The sequence below is a fragment of the Saccharothrix longispora genome, from assembly GCF_030852425.1.
GTDB classification, from domain to species: domain Bacteria; phylum Actinomycetota; class Actinomycetes; order Mycobacteriales; family Pseudonocardiaceae; genus Actinosynnema; species Actinosynnema longispora.
Map to the genome: position 1 here is coordinate 289,047 of NZ_NSDM01000003.1, position 20,591 is coordinate 309,637.

13 protein-coding genes are annotated in these 20,591 nt (G+C 71.4%); 8 read left to right on the plus strand and 5 right to left on the minus strand.

Annotation, left to right across the window (positions count from 1 at the left end):
* Window positions 1-2 precede the first annotated feature (2 nt).
* The gene (locus CKY47_RS09200; RefSeq protein ID WP_306745254.1) at window positions 3-2,294 is read right to left on the minus strand and encodes an immunoglobulin-like domain-containing protein; all 2,292 of its coding nucleotides are present in this window, start codon (window positions 2,292-2,294) and stop codon (window positions 3-5) included.
* Between the two features lie 327 nt (window positions 2,295-2,621).
* Between CKY47_RS09200 and CKY47_RS09205 the strand changes: the two genes are divergently transcribed.
* From CKY47_RS09205 to yjfF, 4 genes are all read left to right on the plus strand, one after another.
* Window positions 2,622-3,593, plus strand: coding sequence for an ABC transporter substrate-binding protein (locus CKY47_RS09205; protein WP_306745255.1), 972 nt, complete (start codon window positions 2,622-2,624; stop codon window positions 3,591-3,593).
* 110 nt (window positions 3,594-3,703) lie between these two features.
* Window positions 3,704-5,233 (plus strand): sugar ABC transporter ATP-binding protein, encoded by a 1,530-nt coding sequence (locus tag CKY47_RS09210; protein ID WP_306745547.1) that lies wholly within the window; start codon window positions 3,704-3,706, stop codon window positions 5,231-5,233.
* Window positions 5,230-6,198: an ABC transporter permease gene (locus tag CKY47_RS09215; RefSeq protein ID WP_306745256.1), complete on the plus strand. Its 969-nt coding sequence runs from the start codon at window positions 5,230-5,232 to the stop codon at window positions 6,196-6,198. The genes CKY47_RS09210 and CKY47_RS09215 overlap by 4 nt, the downstream gene beginning before the upstream one ends.
* Entirely contained in the window at window positions 6,195-7,205 is a 1,011-nt protein-coding gene (yjfF, locus tag CKY47_RS09220) for a galactofuranose ABC transporter, permease protein YjfF (RefSeq protein ID WP_306745257.1), read from the plus strand. Before CKY47_RS09215 ends, yjfF begins: the two co-directional genes overlap by 4 nt.
* Before the next feature lie 61 nt (window positions 7,206-7,266).
* Here yjfF and CKY47_RS09225 read toward each other — a convergent pair whose 3' ends face one another.
* A complete protein-coding gene (locus CKY47_RS09225; RefSeq protein WP_306745258.1) occupies window positions 7,267-9,714 on the minus strand; it encodes a tetratricopeptide repeat protein in 2,448 nt (815 codons plus the stop codon).
* A 284-nt stretch (window positions 9,715-9,998) separates the two neighbouring features.
* Here CKY47_RS09225 and CKY47_RS09230 point away from each other — a divergent pair, with 284 nt between their 5' ends.
* From CKY47_RS09230 to CKY47_RS09245, 4 genes are all read left to right on the plus strand, one after another.
* Window positions 9,999-13,937, plus strand: coding sequence for a discoidin domain-containing protein (locus CKY47_RS09230; RefSeq protein ID WP_306745259.1), 3,939 nt, complete (start codon window positions 9,999-10,001; stop codon window positions 13,935-13,937).
* Window positions 13,938-14,242: 305 nt separating this feature from the next.
* Window positions 14,243-15,745: a ricin-type beta-trefoil lectin domain protein gene (locus CKY47_RS09235; protein WP_306745260.1), complete on the plus strand. Its 1,503-nt coding sequence runs from the start codon at window positions 14,243-14,245 to the stop codon at window positions 15,743-15,745.
* 150 nt (window positions 15,746-15,895) lie between these two features.
* Window positions 15,896-16,126, plus strand: coding sequence for a hypothetical protein (locus CKY47_RS09240; protein ID WP_306745261.1), 231 nt, complete (start codon window positions 15,896-15,898; stop codon window positions 16,124-16,126).
* On the plus strand, window positions 16,123-17,025 hold the full coding sequence (locus CKY47_RS09245; protein ID WP_306745262.1) for an HNH endonuclease signature motif containing protein: 903 nt from the start codon (window positions 16,123-16,125) through the stop codon (window positions 17,023-17,025). Before CKY47_RS09240 ends, CKY47_RS09245 begins: the two co-directional genes overlap by 4 nt.
* Window positions 17,026-17,126: 101 nt before the next feature.
* Here CKY47_RS09245 and CKY47_RS09250 read toward each other — a convergent pair whose 3' ends face one another.
* From CKY47_RS09250 to CKY47_RS09260, 3 genes are all read right to left on the minus strand, one after another.
* Window positions 17,127-18,065 carry a pectate lyase family protein gene (locus tag CKY47_RS09250; protein ID WP_306745263.1) on the minus strand — a complete coding sequence of 313 codons (939 nt, stop codon included), beginning with the start codon at window positions 18,063-18,065 and terminating at the stop codon, window positions 17,127-17,129.
* Window positions 18,066-18,149: 84 nt separating this feature from the next.
* A complete protein-coding gene (locus CKY47_RS09255; protein ID WP_306745264.1) occupies window positions 18,150-19,301 on the minus strand; it encodes an enolase C-terminal domain-like protein in 1,152 nt (383 codons plus the stop codon).
* On the minus strand, window positions 19,298-20,584 hold the full coding sequence (locus CKY47_RS09260) for an ABC transporter substrate-binding protein (RefSeq protein WP_306745265.1): 1,287 nt from the start codon (window positions 20,582-20,584) through the stop codon (window positions 19,298-19,300). Before CKY47_RS09260 ends, CKY47_RS09255 begins: the two co-directional genes overlap by 4 nt.
* Between the last annotated feature and the right edge of the window lie 7 nt (window positions 20,585-20,591).

Genomic DNA, 20,591 nt, shown 5'->3' on the forward strand with positions numbered 1-20,591 from the left:
GTTCACGGGTAGGCGGCCCGGACGCGGTCCAGCTCCGCCTTGGTGACCGGCAGGACGGTGCCGTGCCGGGGACGGCTGGGTAGTTGGTAGTCGGTCGACATCCGCCACTGCCCGGAGGTCAGGTCGGTGGTCTCGAAGGGCACGTAGCCGCGTCCGCCGAACTCGTCGATGAACAGGTACCACTTGTCCTCGGTGTTGGACTTGAAGACCGTGGGCCCCTCGCCCTGCCGGATCGAGCCCTTGCCGATGCAGTCGGCCACGAAGTCGTAGGAGGTGTCGCGCAGCTCGGTGGACCGCTCGGCCAGGATGAACTTGCTGCACGGCGTGGAGGAGGTGTTGTTCCGCTCGTCCTTGGTGAACCGGTAGTACTCCGTGCCGTGCTTGATCACGGTCGAGTCGATCACCGAGTAGCCGGGGTCCACCCAGACCTGCGGCTCGGTGAAGGTGCGGAAGTCGCGGGTGGTCGCGTACAGCATCTTGTTGTAGGTGTTGCCCGTGTGCCCCGGGTCGTCTTCGGCGTAGAGCTTCGACGCCCAGAAGACGACGTACGCGCCGATGCTGTCGTCGTAGTACGCCTCGGGTGCCCACGTGTTGCCCGCGGTCTCCGGGGAGACCTGGACGTGGCGCTGCTGCGACCAGTTCACGAGGTCCGTGGATTCCCACACCTCGATGTGGCGGCTGCCCTTGCGCTGCACGAGGTCCCAGTTGCCGTTCCCGTGCATCTTCAGGTCGGTGGCGATGAGGAAGAACCTGTCGCCCTCGGGTGAGCGGATGATGAACGGGTCGCGGACGCCCTTGTCTCCCTGGGAGGAGGTGAGCACCGGGTTGCCCCGGTTGAGCTCGTCCCACTTCAGCGCGTCGTTGCCCCGGCTGGCGGCGAAGTAGACCTGCTCGCCGGTCGCGGTGCCCTCGCCGGTGAAGTAGCCGAAGAGGTAGCCCTCGTAGTCCTGTGGCTGCGGCAGGGGGGTCACGGTGAGGTCGAAGCGGCGCTTGGCCTGCTTGTGGCCGCTCTCGACGGTCGCGGTGAGGGTGACGCGTTCGGCGCTCTCGCCGTGCGCGGGTCGGGTGACCTCGCCGGTCTCGGTGACGACCTTCTTCTTCGTCGACTTCCAGGACACCTCGGTGCCGTGCAGGCCGGTGGTGGGGAGGGTGAGGTTGCCGCGGACGTCGGAGGCGTTCCACACGGTCAGCGCGGCGGCGGCCTCGTCGACCTTCTGGCGGTCGGTCTGCTCGGGAAGGACGGTGACCGTGAAGGCACGGGCCAGGCCGTGCGCCGACGCGGTGAGGGTGACGGTTTCCGGGCGGCTGCCGGGCGCGGGGCGGGTGACGGAGCCGGTGGCGGTCACGTACCGGGGGTCGCCGCTGTGCCAGGTGATGGTCGAGCCGTAGGGGCCGGTCGTCGGCAGGGTGAGGTTCGCGGTGACGGCGGACAGGTCGCCGAGGTCGAGGGCGGCCAGGTCTCGGCGGGCCTTCTCCTGGTCGGGCACGAAGCCCAGCTCGTGCACCTCGGCGGGGGTGAGCGCGCGGTCGTAGAGGCGGAAGTCGCGGATGGCGCCCTTGAGGCGGCGGTCCCCGCTGTAGACCGAACGGCCGAGGTGGTTGGCGGTCGTGGTGCCGTTGCCGATGGCGGCCGGGGTGGTGGTGACGTCGGTCTTGCGGCCGACTTCGACACCGTCCTCGTAGAGCACGGCGGTGCCGCCGGCCAACGTGTAGGTGAGCGTCTTCCAGACGCCCCTGGCGAGGTCGCGCCCGGCCGTGGTGGTCTGCTCGGTGGACCAGTTGCCGGTGGCGATGGAGGTGCGGTAGGCGTTGCCCGTGGTGAAGAGGTAGCCGTTGCCCGTGCTGCCCGACGAGTTGCCGAGGCCCCAGATGAAGTAGGGCGTGGACTGGTCGGCGTCGATCCGGACCTGGATCGAGACGGAGACGTCGGTCAGGCCGCGCAGCAGGTCGTCGGGCAGGTCGACGTGCCCGTCGACGCCGCCGAGGCGGAGGCCGTCGGCGCCGGAGGGCGTGGCGTCTCCGACGATGGTGGCGGCCCGGCCGCCACCGGAGGCGTCGGTCGCGACGGTGCCGGCGGTCTCGGTGAGGGGGTAGTGCAGGACGAGTCCGTCGGTCACGCCGGCGGCCGAGGCGGCCGGGGCGACCACGGCCGCGATCAGCGCGGTGACCAGCGCCGCGACCGGGAGGGCGGCGCGGCGCCGGGCGAACGCGGTCCGGCGGGTCGACTCCGGCCGGCCGGCCGGAGTGGGATGACCGGCCGGAGCGGGGTGGCCGGATGTGGCGGACCGGTTCACTGAATCGGTCAGGCGGTCACCGGCCGCGAAGACGGGCCGCGAGGGCTGGAGTCTGACGGGACGCAGGGGAAGCATGGGGGCGTCGCTCTCGTCTTGCGCGCGGCACGGGGCCGCGTGGTGAACAGGACGTCCGGGTGTTGACGTGCGCTGAGTCACAAAAGTGAGCGCTAACATACGACCGTTCTGACGAACATGTCAAGCGTGCAAAGTTGTTGTTTCCAGGGGGTTGACGTCCCGATTGTGAACGCTCACCCTTGTGGCCCAGGTGACCACGGTCACGCGGTTCGCCGCCCCGCCAGTGTCTCGGGCACACACGGAGGAAGACCAGTGCTGAAGAAGATCGCGACCGCCGCCAGCGCGGTCCTGTTGGCCGCGCTGACCGCGTGCGGCTCCGGTGGGTCCGGGGACGCCGGCTCCTCGGGCGCCGACGACGGCAAGATCACCATGGGCTTCGCCCAGGTGGGCGCCGAGAGCGGTTGGCGCACCGCGAACACCAAGTCGATCCAGGAGGAGGCCGCCGCGGCCGGGGTCGACCTGAAGTTCTCCGACGCGCAGCAGAAGCAGGAGAACCAGATCAAGGCGATCCGCTCCTACATCCAGCAGAAGGTGGACGTCATCGCCTTCAGCCCGGTGGTGGAGACCGGCTGGGACACCGTCCTGCTGGAGGCCAAGCGCGCGAACATCCCGGTGATCCTGACCGACCGCGCGGTCGACTCGGACGACACCTCGCTCTACAAGACCTTCCTCGGCTCGGACTTCATCGAGGAGGGCAAGAAGGCCGGCGAGTGGCTGAAGGAGAACGCGGCGGGCGCGAAGAACGTCGTCGAGCTCCAGGGCACGACGGGCGCGGCGCCGGCGATCGACCGCAAGAAGGGCTTCGAGGACGCCATCGCGGGCACGGACCTGAAGATCGTCGCCACGCAGACCGGTGACTTCACCCGCTCGGGCGGCAAGCAGGTCATGGAGGCGTTCCTGAAGTCGGTGCCGCAGATCGACGTGGTCTACGCGCACAACGACGACATGGGCCTGGGTGCGATCGAGGCGATCAAGGCAGCGGGCAAGGTGCCCGGCAAGGACATCAAGATCATCACGGTGGACGCGGTGAAGGACGGCATGACCGCGCTGGCCGCCGGCGAGATCAACTTCATCGTCGAGTGCAACCCGCTGCTGGGCAAGCAGCTGATGGAACTGGCGAAGAAGGTCGTCGCCGGCGAGGAGGTGCCGCCGCGGGTGGTCACCGAGGAGACGACGTTCACCTCGGAGCAGGCCAAGGCCGCGCTCCCGGAGCGCAAGTACTGACCCGCGAGCACTGATCACAGACCGCGGTCCCCGCCACCCTCCGGGTGTGGTGGCGGGGACCGCACCCAGCGTGTGAGGGGAGTTGTCCGGTGACCGAGCCGGTCGTCGACATGCGGGGCATCTCGGTGGAGTTCCCCGGTGTGAAGGCACTGCAAGAGGTGGACTTCCGGCTGTTCCCCGGCGAGGTCCACGCCCTGATGGGCGAGAACGGAGCGGGCAAGTCCACGCTCATCAAGGCGCTGACGGGCGTGCACCCGCTCGCCGCGGGCGAGATCCGCCACGCGGGGCAACCGGTGTCGTTCGCCGGACCCGCGCAGGCGCAGGCGGCCGGGATCAGCACCGTCTACCAGGAGGTGAACCTCTGCGCGAACCTGACCGTGGCGGAGAACATCCTCCTCGGGCGCGAGCCCCGGAAGTTCGGCCGGATCGACGGCAGGGGCATGCGCAGGCGCTCGGCGGAGCTGCTGGCGCGCATCGGGCTGCGCATCGACCCGGGCTCGGTCCTGGGCAGTCACCCGATCGCGGTGCAGCAGCTGGTGGCCATCGCGCGCGCGGTCGCCGTGGACGCCCGGGTCCTGGTGCTCGACGAGCCGACCTCCAGCCTGGACGCCGACGAGGTGGCGGAGCTGTTCCGGATCATCCGGGTGCTGCGCGACGAGGGCGTCGCGGTGCTGTTCGTGACGCACTTCCTGGACCAGGTGTACGAGATCTCCGACCGGATGACGGTCCTGCGCAACGGCCGGCTGGTCGGTGAGCACATGACCGCCTCGTTCAGCCGGATCGACCTGGTGTCGGCGATGCTGGGGCGCGAGATGGGCGTGCTGGAGGAGATCGAGCACCGGTCCGGCAACACGCCGGGCGAGCCGCTGCTCGTGGCGCAGGGCCTGGGGCGCAAGGGGTCGGTGGCGCCGTTCGACCTGGAGGTGCGCGCGGGCGAGGTGGTCGGCCTGGCCGGGTTGCTCGGTTCCGGGCGCACGGAGGTGGCGCGGCTGCTGTTCGGCGCGGACAAGGCCGACTCGGGCCGGGTGCTGGTGGACGGGACGCCGCTGCGGCTGACCGGGCCGCGCGCGGCGATCGGGGCGGGCATCGCGTTCTCCTCGGAGGACCGCAAGGCCGAGGGCGTGGTGGCGGACCTGACCATCCGGGACAACCTGGTGCTGGCGCTCCAGGCGGCCCGCGGCTGGGCCCGGCCGGTGCCGCGCAGGCAGGCCGACGAGCTGGTGGCGAAGTACGTGGAGATGCTGGACATCCGGCCCGCCGACGCGGACGCGGTGGTGGGCACCCTGTCCGGCGGCAACCAGCAGAAGGTGCTGCTGGCCCGGTGGCTGGTGACCGAGCCCCGGCTGTTGATCCTGGACGAGCCGACGCGCGGCATCGACGTCGGCGCGAAGGCGCAGATCCAGAAGGTGGTGGCAGACCTGGCGGCCGGCGGCATGGCGGTCGTGTTCATCTCCGCCGAGTTGGAGGAGGTGGTCCGCATCGCGGACCGGGTGGTCGTGATGCGCGACCGGAAGATGGTCGCCGAACTGGGCGGCGACGCGGGCGTGGACGACGTGATGGAGCTGATCGCGGGGTCGGTCGACGAGCCCGCCGAGGCCGAGGTCGTCGTGACGCCGATCGACAAGGCGGTGGCCTCGTGACGAAGAACCGACTGCTCTGGCCGGCGCTGGCGCTGGTGGCGCTGCTGCTGGTGAACGTGGTGGTGACGCCGTCGTTCTTCGCGCTGCGCATGCAGGACGGCGCGTTGTTCGGCAGCCTCGTGGACATCCTGCGCAACGGCGCGCCGACGCTGCTGATCGCGCTGGGCATGACGCTGGTGATCGCGACCCGCGGCATCGACCTGTCGGTGGGCGCGGTGGCGGCCATCGCGGGCGCGGTGACGTGCACGCACATCGCGTCGGGCGGCAACGCGTGGGTCGGCATGGGGTTGGCGCTGGTGCTGTGCGCGGTGCTGGGCCTGTGGAACGGGTTCCTGGTGTCGGTGCTGGGCATCCAGCCGATCATCGCGACGCTGGTGCTGATGACGGCGGGTCGCGGTATCGCGATGCTGGTCACCGAGGGCCAGATCATCACCGTGAACGACGACTCCTACCGGCAGGTGGGCGCGGGGTTCGTGGTGCTGCCGATCGCGATCCTGATCAGCCTGGCGGTGCTGGGCCTGGTCGCGCTGACGACCCGCAAGACGGCGCTGGGCATGCTGATCGAGTCGGTCGGCGTGAACCCCGAGGCCAGCAGGCTCGCGGGCGTCCGGGCGCGCACGATCATCTGGACGGTCTACGTGTTCGCGGCGCTGTGCGCGGGCATCGCGGGCCTGATGATCAGTTCGAACGTGAGCGCGGCGGACGCCAACAACGCCGGTCTGTGGATCGAGATGGACGCGATCCTGGCCGTGGTCATCGGCGGCACGTCGCTGGCCGGCGGCCGGTACTCGTTGACCGGCACGCTGCTGGGCGCGCTGATCATCCAGACGTTGACCACGACCGTGTACACGGCGGGCATCGCGCCGGAGATCACGCTGGTGTTCAAGGCGGTCGTGGTGATCGCGGTGTGCCTGCTCCAGGCACCGGTTCGGATTCGGGTGAGGCGAGGGGTGGCTCTGCGATGACGGCGACGACCGCACCGCCGGTGGGCGGGCCGACCACCGGTACGACGCGCAAGCCGGGCGGGGTGCCCACGCGGTTCCTGCCGGTGATCGCCACGTTCGTGGTGTTCGTGGCGACGTTCGGCGTCGGCTCGGTGCGCTACGAGGGGTTCGCGTCCGGGCAGGTGGTGGCGAACCTGTTCATCGACAACGCGTTCCTGATCGTGCTCGCGGTGGGCATGACGTTCGTGATCCTGACCGGCGGCATCGACCTGTCGGTGGGCTCGGTGGTGGCGCTGTCCACGATGATCGCGGCGGCGATGCTCCGCTCCGGCTGGCCGGCGTGGCTGACCGTGCTGACCGTGCTGGCCGTGGGTTCGGTGCTGGGCCTGGCGATGGGGTGGGTGATCCACCGGTTCGGCGTGCAGCCGTTCATCGTGACGCTGGCGGGCATGTTCCTGGCGCGCGGTCTGTGCTTCGTGATCAGCGTGGAGTCCGTCTCCATCAAGGACGCGACGTTCCGCGACCTGGCGACCGGGACGATCGAGCTGCCGGGCGGGGTGACCATCACCTACGGCGTGGTGATCGCGCTGGCGGCGGTGCTGGCGGCGGTGTACGTGCTGCACCTGACGCGGTTCGGGCGCACGGTGTACGCGGTGGGCGGCAGCGAGTCGTCGGCGCGGCTGATGGGCCTGGCCACGGGCCGGGTGAAGATCGGCGTGTACGTGATCAGCGGGTTCTGCTCGGCACTGGCCGGTCTGCTGTTCAGCCTCTACATGCTCTCCGGTTACAGCCTGCACGCGGTGGGCATGGAGCTGGACGCCATCGCGGCGGTCGTGGTGGGCGGCAGCCTGCTGTCGGGCGGTGTCGGGTTCGTGGTCGGCTCGGTGGTGGGCGTGCTGGTGCTGGGCACGATCCAGACGTTGATCTCCTTCGAGGGCACGCTGTCCTCGTGGTGGACGAAGATCGTGATCGGCGCGCTGCTGCTCGCCTTCATCGCGCTCCAGCGGGTGATCGTGCGCCGCACCTGACCCCGCCGGGTGGACGACGGCGCCGCGCCCTCGCGGAAGGGGCGCGGCGCCGTCGCCGTGCCTACCGCCCGGTCCAGCCGTCGAGCAGGTCGGCGGCCTCGCGGGTGCGCGGGTGGTTCTCCCCCTGCACCCGCGTCATCTCGACCAGCACGGCGCGCAGCTCGTCGACCGCCTCGGCCCGCCGTCCGGCCCGGTGCAGCAGGTCCGCCCGCTGCTGCCGGGTGCGCAGCACGCGGGGGTGGTCGGGGCCGAACACGTCCTCGACGACCCGGCGCAGGGCGGCGAGGTGCTCCACCGCCCGCGGGTCGCCCGCCACCCCGCGCCAGAACGCCAGGTTGCCCCGGTAGGTGAGGGTCGTGGGGTGCCGCTCGCCCAGGGCGCGCTCCGCGTCGGCCGCGGCGTCGTCGAACTCGGCGATGGCGGTGTCCAGGTCGCCCGCGAGGGCGCGCCAGTAGGCCAGGTTGTGGCGGGCGATGAACGTGTCGTGCGCGCCCCGGCCGACGACGGCCTCCAGTCCTTCGACGGCTTCCCGGTAGGTCGCCACGGCGGCGGGGGCGTCACCGGTCTCGCCGATCCACCGGCCGAGGCCGACCAGGGCGCGCAGCGTCTGCCGGTGCCGCGGCCCCAGTTCGGTCCGCAGCACGGTCACCAGCGCGGTCGCCGCGTCCCGGGCGCCGTCGACGTCGCCCGCGAGGCCCAGGCACAGCGCCCGGTTGTCCTCCGCCTCCACCACGAGCGGGTGGGCGGCGGGCAGGCCGCCGTCGGCGATCAGGTCGGTGAACTCGGCCAGCGCGGCCTCGATCCGACCGGTCTCCATCAGGAACCGGGCGTGGTGCTCGCGGGCCCACAGGGTCGCGAGGTCGCCGCGGCCGAGGTCGCGTTCGGCCAGCGCGCGCACCCCGGTCAGGTCGGCGAGCGCGGTCGTGGTGTCACCGAGGTCGCCGGTGGACCTGGCCACCTCGGTGCGCAGGACGACGACGTCGCGCGGTTCGACGGCGCGGGCGAGCAGCGCGACGGCCACGTCGCGGGCGGCGGCGGGCCGGCCGATGGCGGCGAGGTGCCGGGCGAGGCGGAGCAGCACGGGGTGCATGCCGCCGTCCCACAGGTGCTCCCCCGCGACGGCGCGCAGCACCTCGGCGTTGCGGTGCAGGGCCGCCGCGGTGTCGGGGTCGGCGGAGGCCCACTCGCGTTCGAGGGCGTCGGCCGCCGCCGCGGCCACGGCGGCCGGGTCCGGCACGAGGTCGCGCACCGCCCGCTGCACGAGCGCGTGCGCCTCCACCCGGCCGACGTGGGTGACGAGGTTGAGCCGGTGCAGCGCCCGCAGCGCCAGCAGGTTGCGCCCGCCGTCGAGCAGCACGGCCTCGGGGACGCCGTCGGGCGAGAGCACGGCGACGAGCCCGAGCACGTCGAGCGCGTTGGCCGCCAGCGTGGACGCCCGTTCGACGGCCAGTCGCACGGTGCCCGCGACGGTGTCGTCGTGCTCGTCGGCGGGCGAGGACGGCGGGAACAGGTCGGCCACCCGCTGCCGGCGGTCGGCCAGCAGGTCCAGGTAGCCGCGCACGCCGATGCCGGTGTCGATGAGGAACGCGGCGGCCTGGGACAGCGCCAGCGGGAAGCAGCCGAGCGCGTCGGCGAGCGCGACCAGTTCCGCGGGGCTGTGCCGGGGGTCGACCGACAGCCGCGCGGACAGGTAGGCGGCGGCCTCGTCGGGGTCGAACATGCCCACCGGCACGACCCGCACGTCCGGGCGCAGCAACGCCGCGTCGCGCCGCCGGGTGGTGACGAGGCTGCGCCCGGCGTCCCCCGCGGGCCACAGCCCGGCCGGTTCCGCGAGGTCGTCCACGTCGTCCAGCACGACCAGCCAGGGCGTGGTGGTGGTGCGCAGCCAGTCCAGGAACAGGTCGGCCTGCGCCTCGTCGTCGGCGCCCGCCTCGGCCCCGACCAGGGCGCGCCAGGCGCGGGCGTACCCGGTGAGCACGGACTGCCTGGTCCGCGCGCCCACCCACACGAGCACGTCGGCCCGCGCCCGGTGGAACACGGCGGTCGCGAGCTGCGACTTGCCGACGCCGCCGGGCCCGGTCAGCAGCACCTGCCGGACGTCCTCGGCGCGCAGCGCGTCGTCCACGGCCCGCGCCAGCACCGGCCGGTCGCGCAGCGCCGCCGCGTCGCTGGGCGGCCGGCCGACCACGACCCTGGTGGCGCGGGGCTCCCGCTGTTCCGGACCTCCCCGTCCCGACCCCCGTCGGGCGGCTCGCCACAGCTCGCGCAGCGCGGCCGGCCCGGTCACGCCACCGGTCGCCATCGCCACGGCCAGCACGGCGTCGAAGTCGCGCGGCACGGACTGGCCTGCCACCCACTCCCCCAGCCGCCGGGCGTTGACCGGCACCCGCCGCCCCGACGGCAGGGCGACCGCGCTCGCGCGCCTCGCCACCGCCTCGTCCGACCGGTCGGGCACCCGTCCGCGCAGCTCCGCCAGGGCTTGCGCGAACGCCGTCTTCGGGTCGCTCACCCGCCACCTCCCCAAGGTGGTCGAGTTTAGGTCCCCCGGGCCGCGACGACGGCGTCCGCACGATTGCTCCGGACGGTGCAAACCTGCTTGCCGGGCATTCCCGACCCGTTGACTTCCCGCCGAGCCCTCTGCAACTCTTCGAGTTCGATCCGCAAAAAAATGACAAGTAAGCGGAAGGATCTAACAACAACCGGGAAATCCCTGTTCGTGCCGCGCCACCCCTGCGTGGTCGGGATTCCGCCCCTGCCACGGCCACCCGCCCGACGAGAAGGGCCAGCACGACGATGTCATCGACGACACGTGCTCGTTCACGCCTGACCGCCTCCCTGCTCGCACTGTCCCTCACCGCGTTGACCCCGATCTCCCCCGTCGCCCAGGGCGCGCCCGCCGCCGCGCTGGTGAACGACGACGACGCGAACACCTACTGGCAGACCGACTCCCTGCCCCGGTCCGTCGGCCTCGACCTCGGCGCACCCACCCGGATCGACCAGGTGGCGCTGTCCCTGCCGGAGCACTTCGGCGAGCGCGACCAGACCTTCAGCATCCGCACCAGCCTCGACGGCAAGGGCCTGTCCACCCTGGTGCCCTCCGGCACGCACACCTTCCGCCCCGCCGAGCGGAACCGGGTCACGTTCGACGTCGCCCCGACGCTGGTCCGCTTCGTGCAGGTCGAGGTGACCGCGAACAGCGCGGACGAGGGCGCGCAACTGGCCGAGGTCGACGTCCGCCGGGTCGTCGACGCCCAGGCCCTGCTGCCCGCCACCTACACCGCGAGCAGCCACGCCGACGTCTACCAGGCGCCCAACGCCGGTGACGGCAACCAGGCCACCTACTGGGAGAGCGCCAACAACGCCTTCCCGCAGTGGCTGCGCGCGGACCTCGGCGCGGCGGTGAAGGTCGACCGGGTGGTGCTCAAGACCCCGCTGGGCGGCTGGGGCGCGCGCACGCAGACGCTGGCCGTGCAGACCAGCGCGGACGGCACGTCGTTCAGCGACCTCGTGCCGTCGGCGCAGCACACCTTCCAGCCGTCCGCGAACAACACCGCGACCATCGAGTTCACCTCGACCACCACGCGGTACCTGCGGCTGCTGATCACCGGCAACAGCGGCTGGCCCGCCGGGCAGATCTCCGAGTTCGAGCTGCACGGCTCGTCGGGCGGCGACACGCAGGCGCCCACCGCGCCGACGAACCTCGCGTGCACGACCCCGCAGTCCGGGCGGATCAGGCTCACCTGGAACGCGGCCACCGACGACGTCGGCGTCACCGGCTACGACGTGTACGCCAACGGTCAGCTGCGCACCAGCGTGGCGGGCAGCGCGCTGTCCTACACCGACACCCAGCCCGACGGCCTCGCCGTCACCTACCAGGTGGTCGCCAAGGACGCGGCGGGCAACCAGTCGCCGCGGAGCGCGAGCGTCACCCGCCCCGGCAACCCCGGTCCGCCCGGCACGAACCTCGCCAAGGGCAAGCCCACCACTGCCGACTCCCACGCGTTCACCTTCGTCGCGGCCAACGCCGTGGACGACGACGTGAACACCTACTGGGAGGCCGCGGCCCACCCGGGCACGCTCACCACGCGGCTCGGCGCCAACGCGGACGTCAGCTCGGTCACGGTCACGCTGAACCCGTCGAGCGCGTGGGGCTCCCGCACGCAGAACGTCCAGGTCCTGGGTCGCGAGCAGGGCGCGACCGGCTTCACGGACCTGGTGCCGGCGCGCGACTACCGGTTCGACCCGGCGTCGGGCAACGCGGTGACCATCCCGCTGACCGCCCGCGTCGCGGACGTGCGGCTGCGCATCGCGTCCAACACCGGCGCGCCCGGCGGCCAGGTCGCCGAGTTCCAGGTGTTCGGCACCGCCGCGCCCAACCCGGACCTGACTGTCACCGGCACGTCGTTCACCCCGGTCAGCCCGGTCGAGACGAGCGCCATCACCCTGTCGGCGACCGTGCGCAACGCGGGCACGGCGGCGTCCGCGGCCACCGACGTGACGTTCTTCCTCGGCTCCGACGCGGTCGGCACCGCCCAGGTGGGCGCGCTCGCGGCGGGTGCGTCGGCGACCGCGACGGCCGCCATCGGGCCGCGCGGCTCCGGCTCCTACCAGTACGCGGCGAAGGTCGACGAGACGAAGAAGGTCGTCGAGCAGGACGAGGCGAACAACGCCCGCCTGCACCCGTCCGCACTGGTCGTCACGCCGGTGCCCAGCTCGGACCTGGTCGCCTCGGTCGGCTGGTCGCCCACCAACCCGTCCGACGGCCAGGCCACGGCGTTCACCGCGGTCCTGCGCAACGACGGCTCGATCGCCACCGCGGGCGGCGCGCACGGCGTCACGCTGACCCTCCTCGACGGGTCCGGCGGCACCGTGCGGACGCTGACCGGCAGCTACGCGGGCGTGCTCCAGCCGGGCCAGTCCGCGCAGGTCGCCCTGGGTTCGTGGACGGCCGCGAACGGCAACCACACCGTCCGCACCCGGGTCGCGGTGGACGCCAACGAGATCGCGGCCCGGCAGGGCAACAACCGCACCGACCAGTCCCTGTTCGTGGGCCGCGGCGCGAACGTGCCGTGGCAGCACGTCGAGGCCGAGGACGGCGTCACGGCGGGCGGGGCGACCAGGATCGGCCCTAACCGCGTCATCGGCGACCTCGCCGGCGAGGCGTCCGGCCGGCGCGCGGTCACGCTGAACGCCACCGGCCAGTCGGTCGAGTTCACCACCACCGCGCCGACCAACACCCTGGTCACCCGGTTCTCCATCCCGGACTCGGCGGGGGGCGGCGGCATCGCGTCCACCGTCAACGTCTACGTCAACGGCACCTTCCACAAGGCGCTCGACCTGCACTCGCGCCACACCTGGCTGTACGGCAACGAGGCGAGCCCCGGCAACTCGCCGAGCGCCGGCGGTCCGCGGCACATCTACGACGAGGCGAGCACCATGCTCGACGGGACCTTCCCGGCGGGCACGAGGATCAAGCTCCAGAAGGACGCGGCGAACGGCACGGACTACGCCATCGACTTCGTGAACTTCGAGAACGCGGTCGCCAAGGCCAACCCCGACCCGGCGCGGTTCGTCACGCCGACCGGCTTCGGCCACCAGGACGTGCAGGACGCGCTGGACCGGTTCCGCATGGACACCAGCGGCAACCTGCTCGGCGTGTACCTGCCGGCCGGCACGTACACCACGGCGCAGAAGTTCCAGGTGTACGGCAAGCCGGTGCAGGTGGTCGGTGCCGGGCCGTGGTTCACGAAGTTCGTCGTGCCGACCACGCAGGAGAACACCGACGCGGGCTTCCGCGCCGAGTCCTCCGTCAACGGCTCGGTGTTCCGGGGCTTCGGCTTCTTCGGCAACTACACGTCCCGCATCGACGGCCCCGGCAAGGTGTTCGACTTCGCGAACGTCTCCCGGATCACCATCGACGACATCTGGGCCGAGCACGTGGTGTGCCTGTACTGGGGCGCGAACACCGACTTCACGACCATCAGGAACTCGCGCATCCGCAACACGTTCGCCGACGGCGTCAACATGACCAACGGCAGCACGGACAACCTCGTGCAGAACATCGAGGCGCGCTCGACCGGTGACGACAGCTTCGCGCTGTTCTCGGCGATCGACGCGGGCGGCGCGGACGAGAAGAACAACGTGTACGAGAACCTGACCTCGCTCACCACGTGGCGCGCGGCGGGCCTGGCCGTCTACGGCGGCTTCCTCAACACGTTCCGCAACATCCACGTCGCCGACACGCTGACCTACTCCGGTGTCACGATCAGCTCGCTGGACTTCGGCTACCCCATGAACGGCTTCGGCCCCGAGCCGACGACGTTCAGCGGGATCACCCTGGTCCGCACGGGCGGTCACTTCTGGGGCGCGCAGACGTTCCCGGGCATCTGGATGTTCTCGGCCTCCACGCCGTTCCGGGGCATCCGGGTGAACGACGTCGACATCATCGACCCGACGTACGCGGGCATCATGTTCCAGACCAAGTACAACGGGTCGACACCGGAGAACCCGATCCAGGACACCGTCCTGACCGATGTCTCGATCTCCGGGGCGCGGCTGAGCGGTGACCGGTTCCAGGCCAAGTCCGGCATCGGCCTGTGGGCGAACGAGATGCCCGAGGCCAACCAGGGCCCGGCGGTCGGCTCGGTGACGTTCCACGACCTGCGGTTCAGCGACAACGTGGAGAACATCCGCAACCGCACGAGCACGTTCACCATCAACGTCAACCCGTAGCACCCGGTACGGCGACCCCGCCCCCGGTGGTTCCCGGCCCCGGGGGCGGGGTCGCGTCACGCGTGCGAGGAGGAACTCGGCCTGGAGGGCCACGACCACGAGGTCGGACAGCCCGTTCGGACGGGCTGTCCGGACGTGGCGGCAGCCAGGCTCGGCGGCGTGCCCGACTGGGCGCAGACGAACCTCACCTGACGCCCACCGTCTCGGAGAACGCTCTCGGATCTCCTGTTGACGAGGTCTGGACCAAATGCGAAGCTCTCGCGAGAGCGCTCTCACAATCTCTCCTCCCTGCTCAAGGAGTTGTCGTGAGACTGATCGCGCAGCGTTGCGCGGCGGCGGTGGCCGTCGCGTTCATCACCATGCCCGCCACCGCCCAGGCCATCACCGCCCAGCCCGCCGACATCCAGCCCGCCGACGCCCTGCACGTCGCGCTGGAACGGGACCTCGGCTGGGACCCGGCGGACGCCGCCGTTCACCAGGCCGCCGAGACGGCGTCCGTGCCGGTCGAGAAGGCGCTGAGGGCGCGCCTGGGCGACCGGTTCGGCGGGGCGTGGTTCGACGGCGGGCTCAAGGTGGGGGTCGTCTCCCCCTCCGACGCCGAGGCCGTGCGCGCCGCCGGGGCCACGCCCGTCACCGTGGCGAAGTCCGAGAAGGCGCTGGCCGACGCCAAGTCGGCGCTGGACCGCTCCGGGCTGGACCGCTCGGCCGCCACCTCGGACGTGCACTCCTGGTACGTCGACCCGGCCACCAACTCCGTCGTGGTCAACGCCCGCACCACCGAGGCCGCCCGCGCGTTCGCGGCGAAGGCCGGCGTCACCGCCCGGGCCGAGGTCACCGACGCCCCGCGTCCGGTGCACGACATCCGGGGCGGCGACCAGTACGTCATCAACGGCAACACGCTGTGCTCCGTCGGCTTCTCCGTCGACAGCGGCGGGTTCGTCACGGCCGGGCACTGCGGCGGCACCGGCAGCCCCACGCTCGGTTTCAACAACCTCGGCCAGGGCACCTTCGCCGGCTCCTCCTTCCCCGACAACGACTACGCCTGGGTGCGCACCAACGGCAACTGGACGCCCACCCCGTACGTGAACAACCACTCCGGCGGCAGCGTCGCGGTCGCCGGGTCGCAGGAGGCGGGCGTCGGCGCGTCGGTCTGCCGCTCCGGTCGGACGACGGGCTGGCGCTGCGGCACGATCCAGGCCAAGAACGTCACGGTCAACTACTCCGGCCAACTGGTCCACGGCCTCACCTCCACCACCGCCTGCGCACAGCCCGGCGACTCGGGCGGCTCCTACCTGGCCGGCAACCAGGCCCAGGGCGTCGCCTCGGGCGCGGCGGGCACCTGTGCGAACGGCGGCACCTCGCTGTTCCAACCGGTGAACGAGATCCTGAACGTCCACGGCCTCCAGCTCACCACGACCGGCGGCGGCGGCAGCACCAGCCGGATCATCGGCTACCAGGGCAAGTGCATCGACGTGCCGAACGCCAACGGTGTCGAGGGCCAGGGCCTCCAGGTGTGGGACTGCAACGGCACCAACGCGCAGAACTGGACGTTCCCCGGTGACGGCACGGTGCGCGCGTTCGGCCTGTGCGTGGACGTGGCATGGGGTTCGCGCGACAACGGCGCGGCCATCCAACTCGCCCGCTGCTCCGGCAACCCGGCGCAGCAGTTCGTCCTGAGCGGCGCGGGTGACCTCGTCAACCCGCAGGCCGACAAGTGCGTCGACGTGACGTCGTGGGGCGGCTCCGGGACCCCGCTCCAGCAGTGGGAGTGCCTGGGCGGCGCGAACCAGAAGTGGCGGCGGGGCTGAGCTGACGGGGCGGCGGGTGCCCAGGAGGAACGACGTCCGGCGACACCCGCCGCCTCCGCTCCCGCATTTCACCTGATCAAGTGATGAAATGGGCACAGGTGTTCGAATAGCCTGGATTCATGGACGTGTCGCCCGCGCTGCTCTCCGACGATGGTGTTCGCCGCCATCGCCGAGACCGAAGCCGCGGCGCGGGCGCTGCACCTGCGTCGACCGCGGCTGCGGCTGCTGGCCGAGGTGTTGCGGCGCGGGCTGGACGCGGATGCGTACCGGCGTCCCGTGCGCGCCGACACGCGGGAGGTGAAGCGGTGGACGACGCAGGTGAACCTCTTCCTGCCCTCCACCAGCCCACCGGCCAGCCACTCCCACCCCTGCACCCCGTGACCGGGGCGGTGGTGGGGGAACTCTCCGACGGGCACCTGACCGAACTGGCGCGGGCCATCTCGCTGCGTCTGCCGGACGGGTCGGAGGAGATCCTGGTCGAGGCCGCGCGATCGGTGGAGCCGAAGGCGGTGCGGCAGCTCGCCGACCGGATTCGCGACCGCGCCGAGCAGGACCGCGTGGACGAGGTGGACGAACCCGCCGCCGACCCCGGCGACACACTGCACCTGCGCGACCTGCCCGGCGGACGACTCGAATTCTTCGGCGAACTGTCCGCCGAGACCGGCGCGCGGTTCACCGCACTGCTCGAACCACTCCCCACACCACGCCCGGACGGCCCCCGCGACGCGGCACGACGGCGCGGTGAGGCGTTCGCCGACCTGATCGCACTGGCTTCGCGGTCGGGCGACCTGCCCACCGAAGCCGGAGAACGGCCGCACATCAGCGTCACCATCGACCACGACACCCTGCGCCGGGGCGTCGGGCACGCGGTGCTCGACGGCGACCACCACCTCAGCGCCGCCCAAGCCCGCCGCATCGCCTGCGACGCCACAGTCCTCCCCGTCGTCCTCGGCGGGGCGTCCGAAGTGCTCGACCCCGGCCGCGCCAAGCGGACCGTGAGCACCGCCCAACGCCGCGCGCTGCACGCCCGCGACCGGGGCTGCGCCTTCCCCGACTGCCACCGACCACCCCAGTGGTGCGACGCCCACCACATCCAACACCGGGCCGACGGCGGCACCACCGACCTGGACAACCTCGCCCTGCCCTGCCGCACCCACCACACACACCGGCAAGTTGCGACGACCGGCGGGACACCGACCTTCATCCCACCCCGCCACATCCACCCCGCACAGAGGCCACGCCAGAACCTGCTCCACCGACCACCCGCGGTGGCGGCGTGAGTCGCCGCCTGGGGCATCCACCCCTTCCGGCCGGGTCGTCATGGACAGGGGGCGGCCCCCGGGACGAGGAGTCCGGGGGCCGCCGTCACCGAGCGGGAACGTCAGATCTTGCCGGTGCCCGCACCGCCCTGCACGGTCGACTTCACGCTGCTCGCGCTGTCGAGCGTGTAGGAGTACGGGATCGACTTGACGCTGCCGCCCTGGTCGCCGGAACCCGAGTTCACGAAGTGGTTGTTCCGCGCCACGAGGTTGGCGGCAGGCGAGCTGCCCTCACCGCGGTGGAACGGGTCCTTGGTGTTCTCGAAGTAGTTGCCCTCGACGAGGACACCCGCCTCCAGCGTGGAAGCGACACCGTACGAGGTCACGCCGCCGTAGTAGTTGTTGTAGACGTGCACCGGGTTGCCGAAGCGCACGCGCGGGTGGCGCTGGTTGGTGCCGTCGAACCAGTTGTGGTGGTAGCTGACGCGCAGCTTGCCCCGGTCCTGGCTGGCGTTGTCGTCGCTGTGGCCGAGCAGCATGGTCTTGTCGTGGCTGCTGATCTTGTTCCACGACACGGTGACGCAGTCCGACCCGCGCTTGATGTCGATCGCGCCGTCGTAGCCGTTGCGCAGCGTGTTGTGGTCGACCCAGACCCTGGTGGAGGTCTCGACCTGGATGCCGTCGTCCTTCCAGTCCCTGAAGTTCAGGTTCCGGACGATGACGTTGGACACCTTGGAGATGTTGAGGCCGTGGCCGGCGATCGTGGCGCCCGAGCCGACGCCGATGATCGTCTTGTTGGACGCCACCTTCGTCATGGCCGACAGCGTGATGGTGCCGTTCACGCGGATGGTCTGGGTGGTGGTGGACTTGGCCGCGTTGGTGAACGCGGTCGCGTCGCTGACGTCCACCGTGGAGCCACCGCTACCACCGGTGGTGCCACCGCACTGCGTGCCCCAGCCCTCCAGGTTGAACGAGGCCGCGTTGGCCGACGGCGCCACCATGAGGGCGGTGGACGCCAATGCCGCTGCTGCGAGCAGCGCACGGGAAGTCTTGCGTGACATGCGGTTTCCTCCATACGACTGTGGATGGAAAAGGGAACCGGCGGCGGTTCTTCACGTGGCGGCGGCCGAGGACCTACACCGGACTCACCACCTCTCCAGGGTGTGCGAACGGATGTGCTCGACGTCGAACTCGTCCCCCAGGCCGGGAGCCGTCGAGAGGGACACGCACCCCTCGTCGTCGAGCGGGTCGGCGATCGCGAGCCGGTGCGGCGGCACGCGGTCGAAGTCGTGGTGCGGGTGCAGCAGGCCGCGCTCGTACCAGCGGCCGGTGCCGGTGCCGCCGAGGACTGCCAGCGACGCGGAGCCGTCGCCGTGGATCTCGCAGTCCATGTTGAACGACTCGGCCAGGTGGGCGGCCTTGACCGTCGGCGAGATGCCGCCCACGTCGGTGGGTCCGGCGCGCAGGATGTCGCACGCCCCGGACGTGATCCACTCGGCGCGGCTGAGGTGCTTGCCCCAGGCCACCTCGGGCCCGATGACCGGCACGGACAGCTGCTCGGAGAGCCACCGGTAGGAGCTGATCGACGCCTCCTCCATCGGCTCCTCGAACCAGTAGAAGTCCAGGCCCTCCAGCGCCCGCCCCAGTTCCAGCGCGTCGGTGCGCGAGTACCAGTGGTTGGCGTCGAGCATCAGGGCAACGGCCGGTCCCACGGCGTCGCGGACGGCCTCGCAGGCGGCGATGTCGGCCCGCACGCTCGGTGCGCCGGGCACCGGCGGCATCCACGTGTGCAGCTTGATCGCCCGGTAGCCGCGCGAGACCAGCTCCTTGGCGAACGAGGCGTAGTCGCCGGGCGTGGACAGCCCGCCGGGGATCTCGTCGCCGCACATCGTGCTGGCGTAGGCGGGCACGCGGGACCGCGCGCCGCCCAGCAGCTTCCACACCGGCAGGTCGGCGAGCTTGCCCGCCAGGTCCCACAGGGCGGTGTCGACGTACCCGAGGGCGCGGTCGGTGAAGCGGCCGTGCGAGCCGCGCTGCTTGCGCGCCATCGCGGTCCACAGCCGCTCCCGGTCCCACGGGTCGGCGCCCAGCAGCACCGGCTTCACGATCGAGTCGAGCACGGCGGGCCGCAGCTGGTCGGGGTGCACCTGCACGCGGCCGACCGCACCGGAGGAGTCCGTGATCTCCAGCAGTGCCTCGCGCACCTCGTGCTCGGCGCTGGGGTGCCGGTGCCCGTGCGGGTCCACCGCGGTGAACGCGGTGGTCGTGAACACCGACACCTCGACGCGCTCGATCATTTGCGGTCCTCCCACTCCTTCTGCGCCTCGGTCAGCTTCTTCGCCATGTCGTCCAGGAACTGCTGGGCGCTCAGCTCGCCGAGGAGCACCTTCTGGTACTGGGGCTCGCTGTCGGTCTTGGTGATCGAGGAGTACTGCGGCAGGTACACGGGAGCGGGCACGAGGACGGTGGCCGGGTCCTCCAGGACGCCGAGCGCCATCTTCACGTGGGCGGCCTTGTCGATCCACTCGGCGCTGCGCACGTCGGTGTTGGCGGGGATCTGGCCGACCTTCTCGTTCCAGTAGCTGTTGGACTCGGCGGAGGTCAGGAACTCGGCGAACTTCCACGCCGCGTCCTGGTTCTCGCTGTTGTTGAACACCGCGAAGCCGTCGGTCGGGTTGGGCACGACGGTCCGCTTGCCGCCGGGGCCGACCGGCAGCGGGATCGCGGCGACCTTGTCGCCGAGCGCCTTGGTGACGTCGCTGTAGGAGCCCAGGTTGTGGTGCATCATCGCGACCGAGCCGCCGGTGAACTGGGCGATCATCTGGGTGAAGCTGTTGTTGACGTCGGCTTCGGGCGTGGCCTTCTTGTAGAGCTTGGCGACCTTGTCGACCAGTTCGGCGTTGGCCCCGTCGCCCAGGGTGCTCTGGCCGTCCTTGAAGAAGTCGTCCACGCCGGAGTACGAGTACGCCTCGGTGATCAGCTGGAACACCGAGCCGGCGCCGCCGCGGATGGTGTAGCCGTACTTGTTCGCGGCCGTGTCGGTGAGCTTCTCGGCGGCCGTGACGAACTCGTCCCAGGTCTTCGGCGGCTCGATGCCGGCGTCCTGGAACCAGTCGGTGCGGTACCAGATGATGTCCATGTTGGCCGACGACGGGACGATGTAGAGCTTGCCGTCCGGCGCGGTCTGGCGGACCGTCTCCACCAGCGAGGGCAGCAGCTTGTCCTTGAGCGGCCCGCCGTTGATGCGGTCGTCGAGGGGCGCCAGCGCCTCCTGGCCGACGAGGTGCGCGAGGTAGGAGGTGGTCACGCCGCCCACGTCGGGCGTCTCGCCGCCGGCGATGGCGGTGTCGTACTTCTGCTGCACCGACGCGCTGGGGATGCCGACGTACTCGACCTTGATGGTCGGGTTCGCGGCCTCGAAGCGCGAGATCAGCTCCTTGTAGATCGGCTCGCGCGCGGGGCCGCCGTTGTTGTCCCAGAACGTGATGGTGACGTTCCCGTCGCTCCCCGCACCTCCCCCGGACGAGCAGGCGGACAGCGCCAGCGCGGCGGCGGCCACGGCGACCAGCAGTTTTCTCATGATGCTC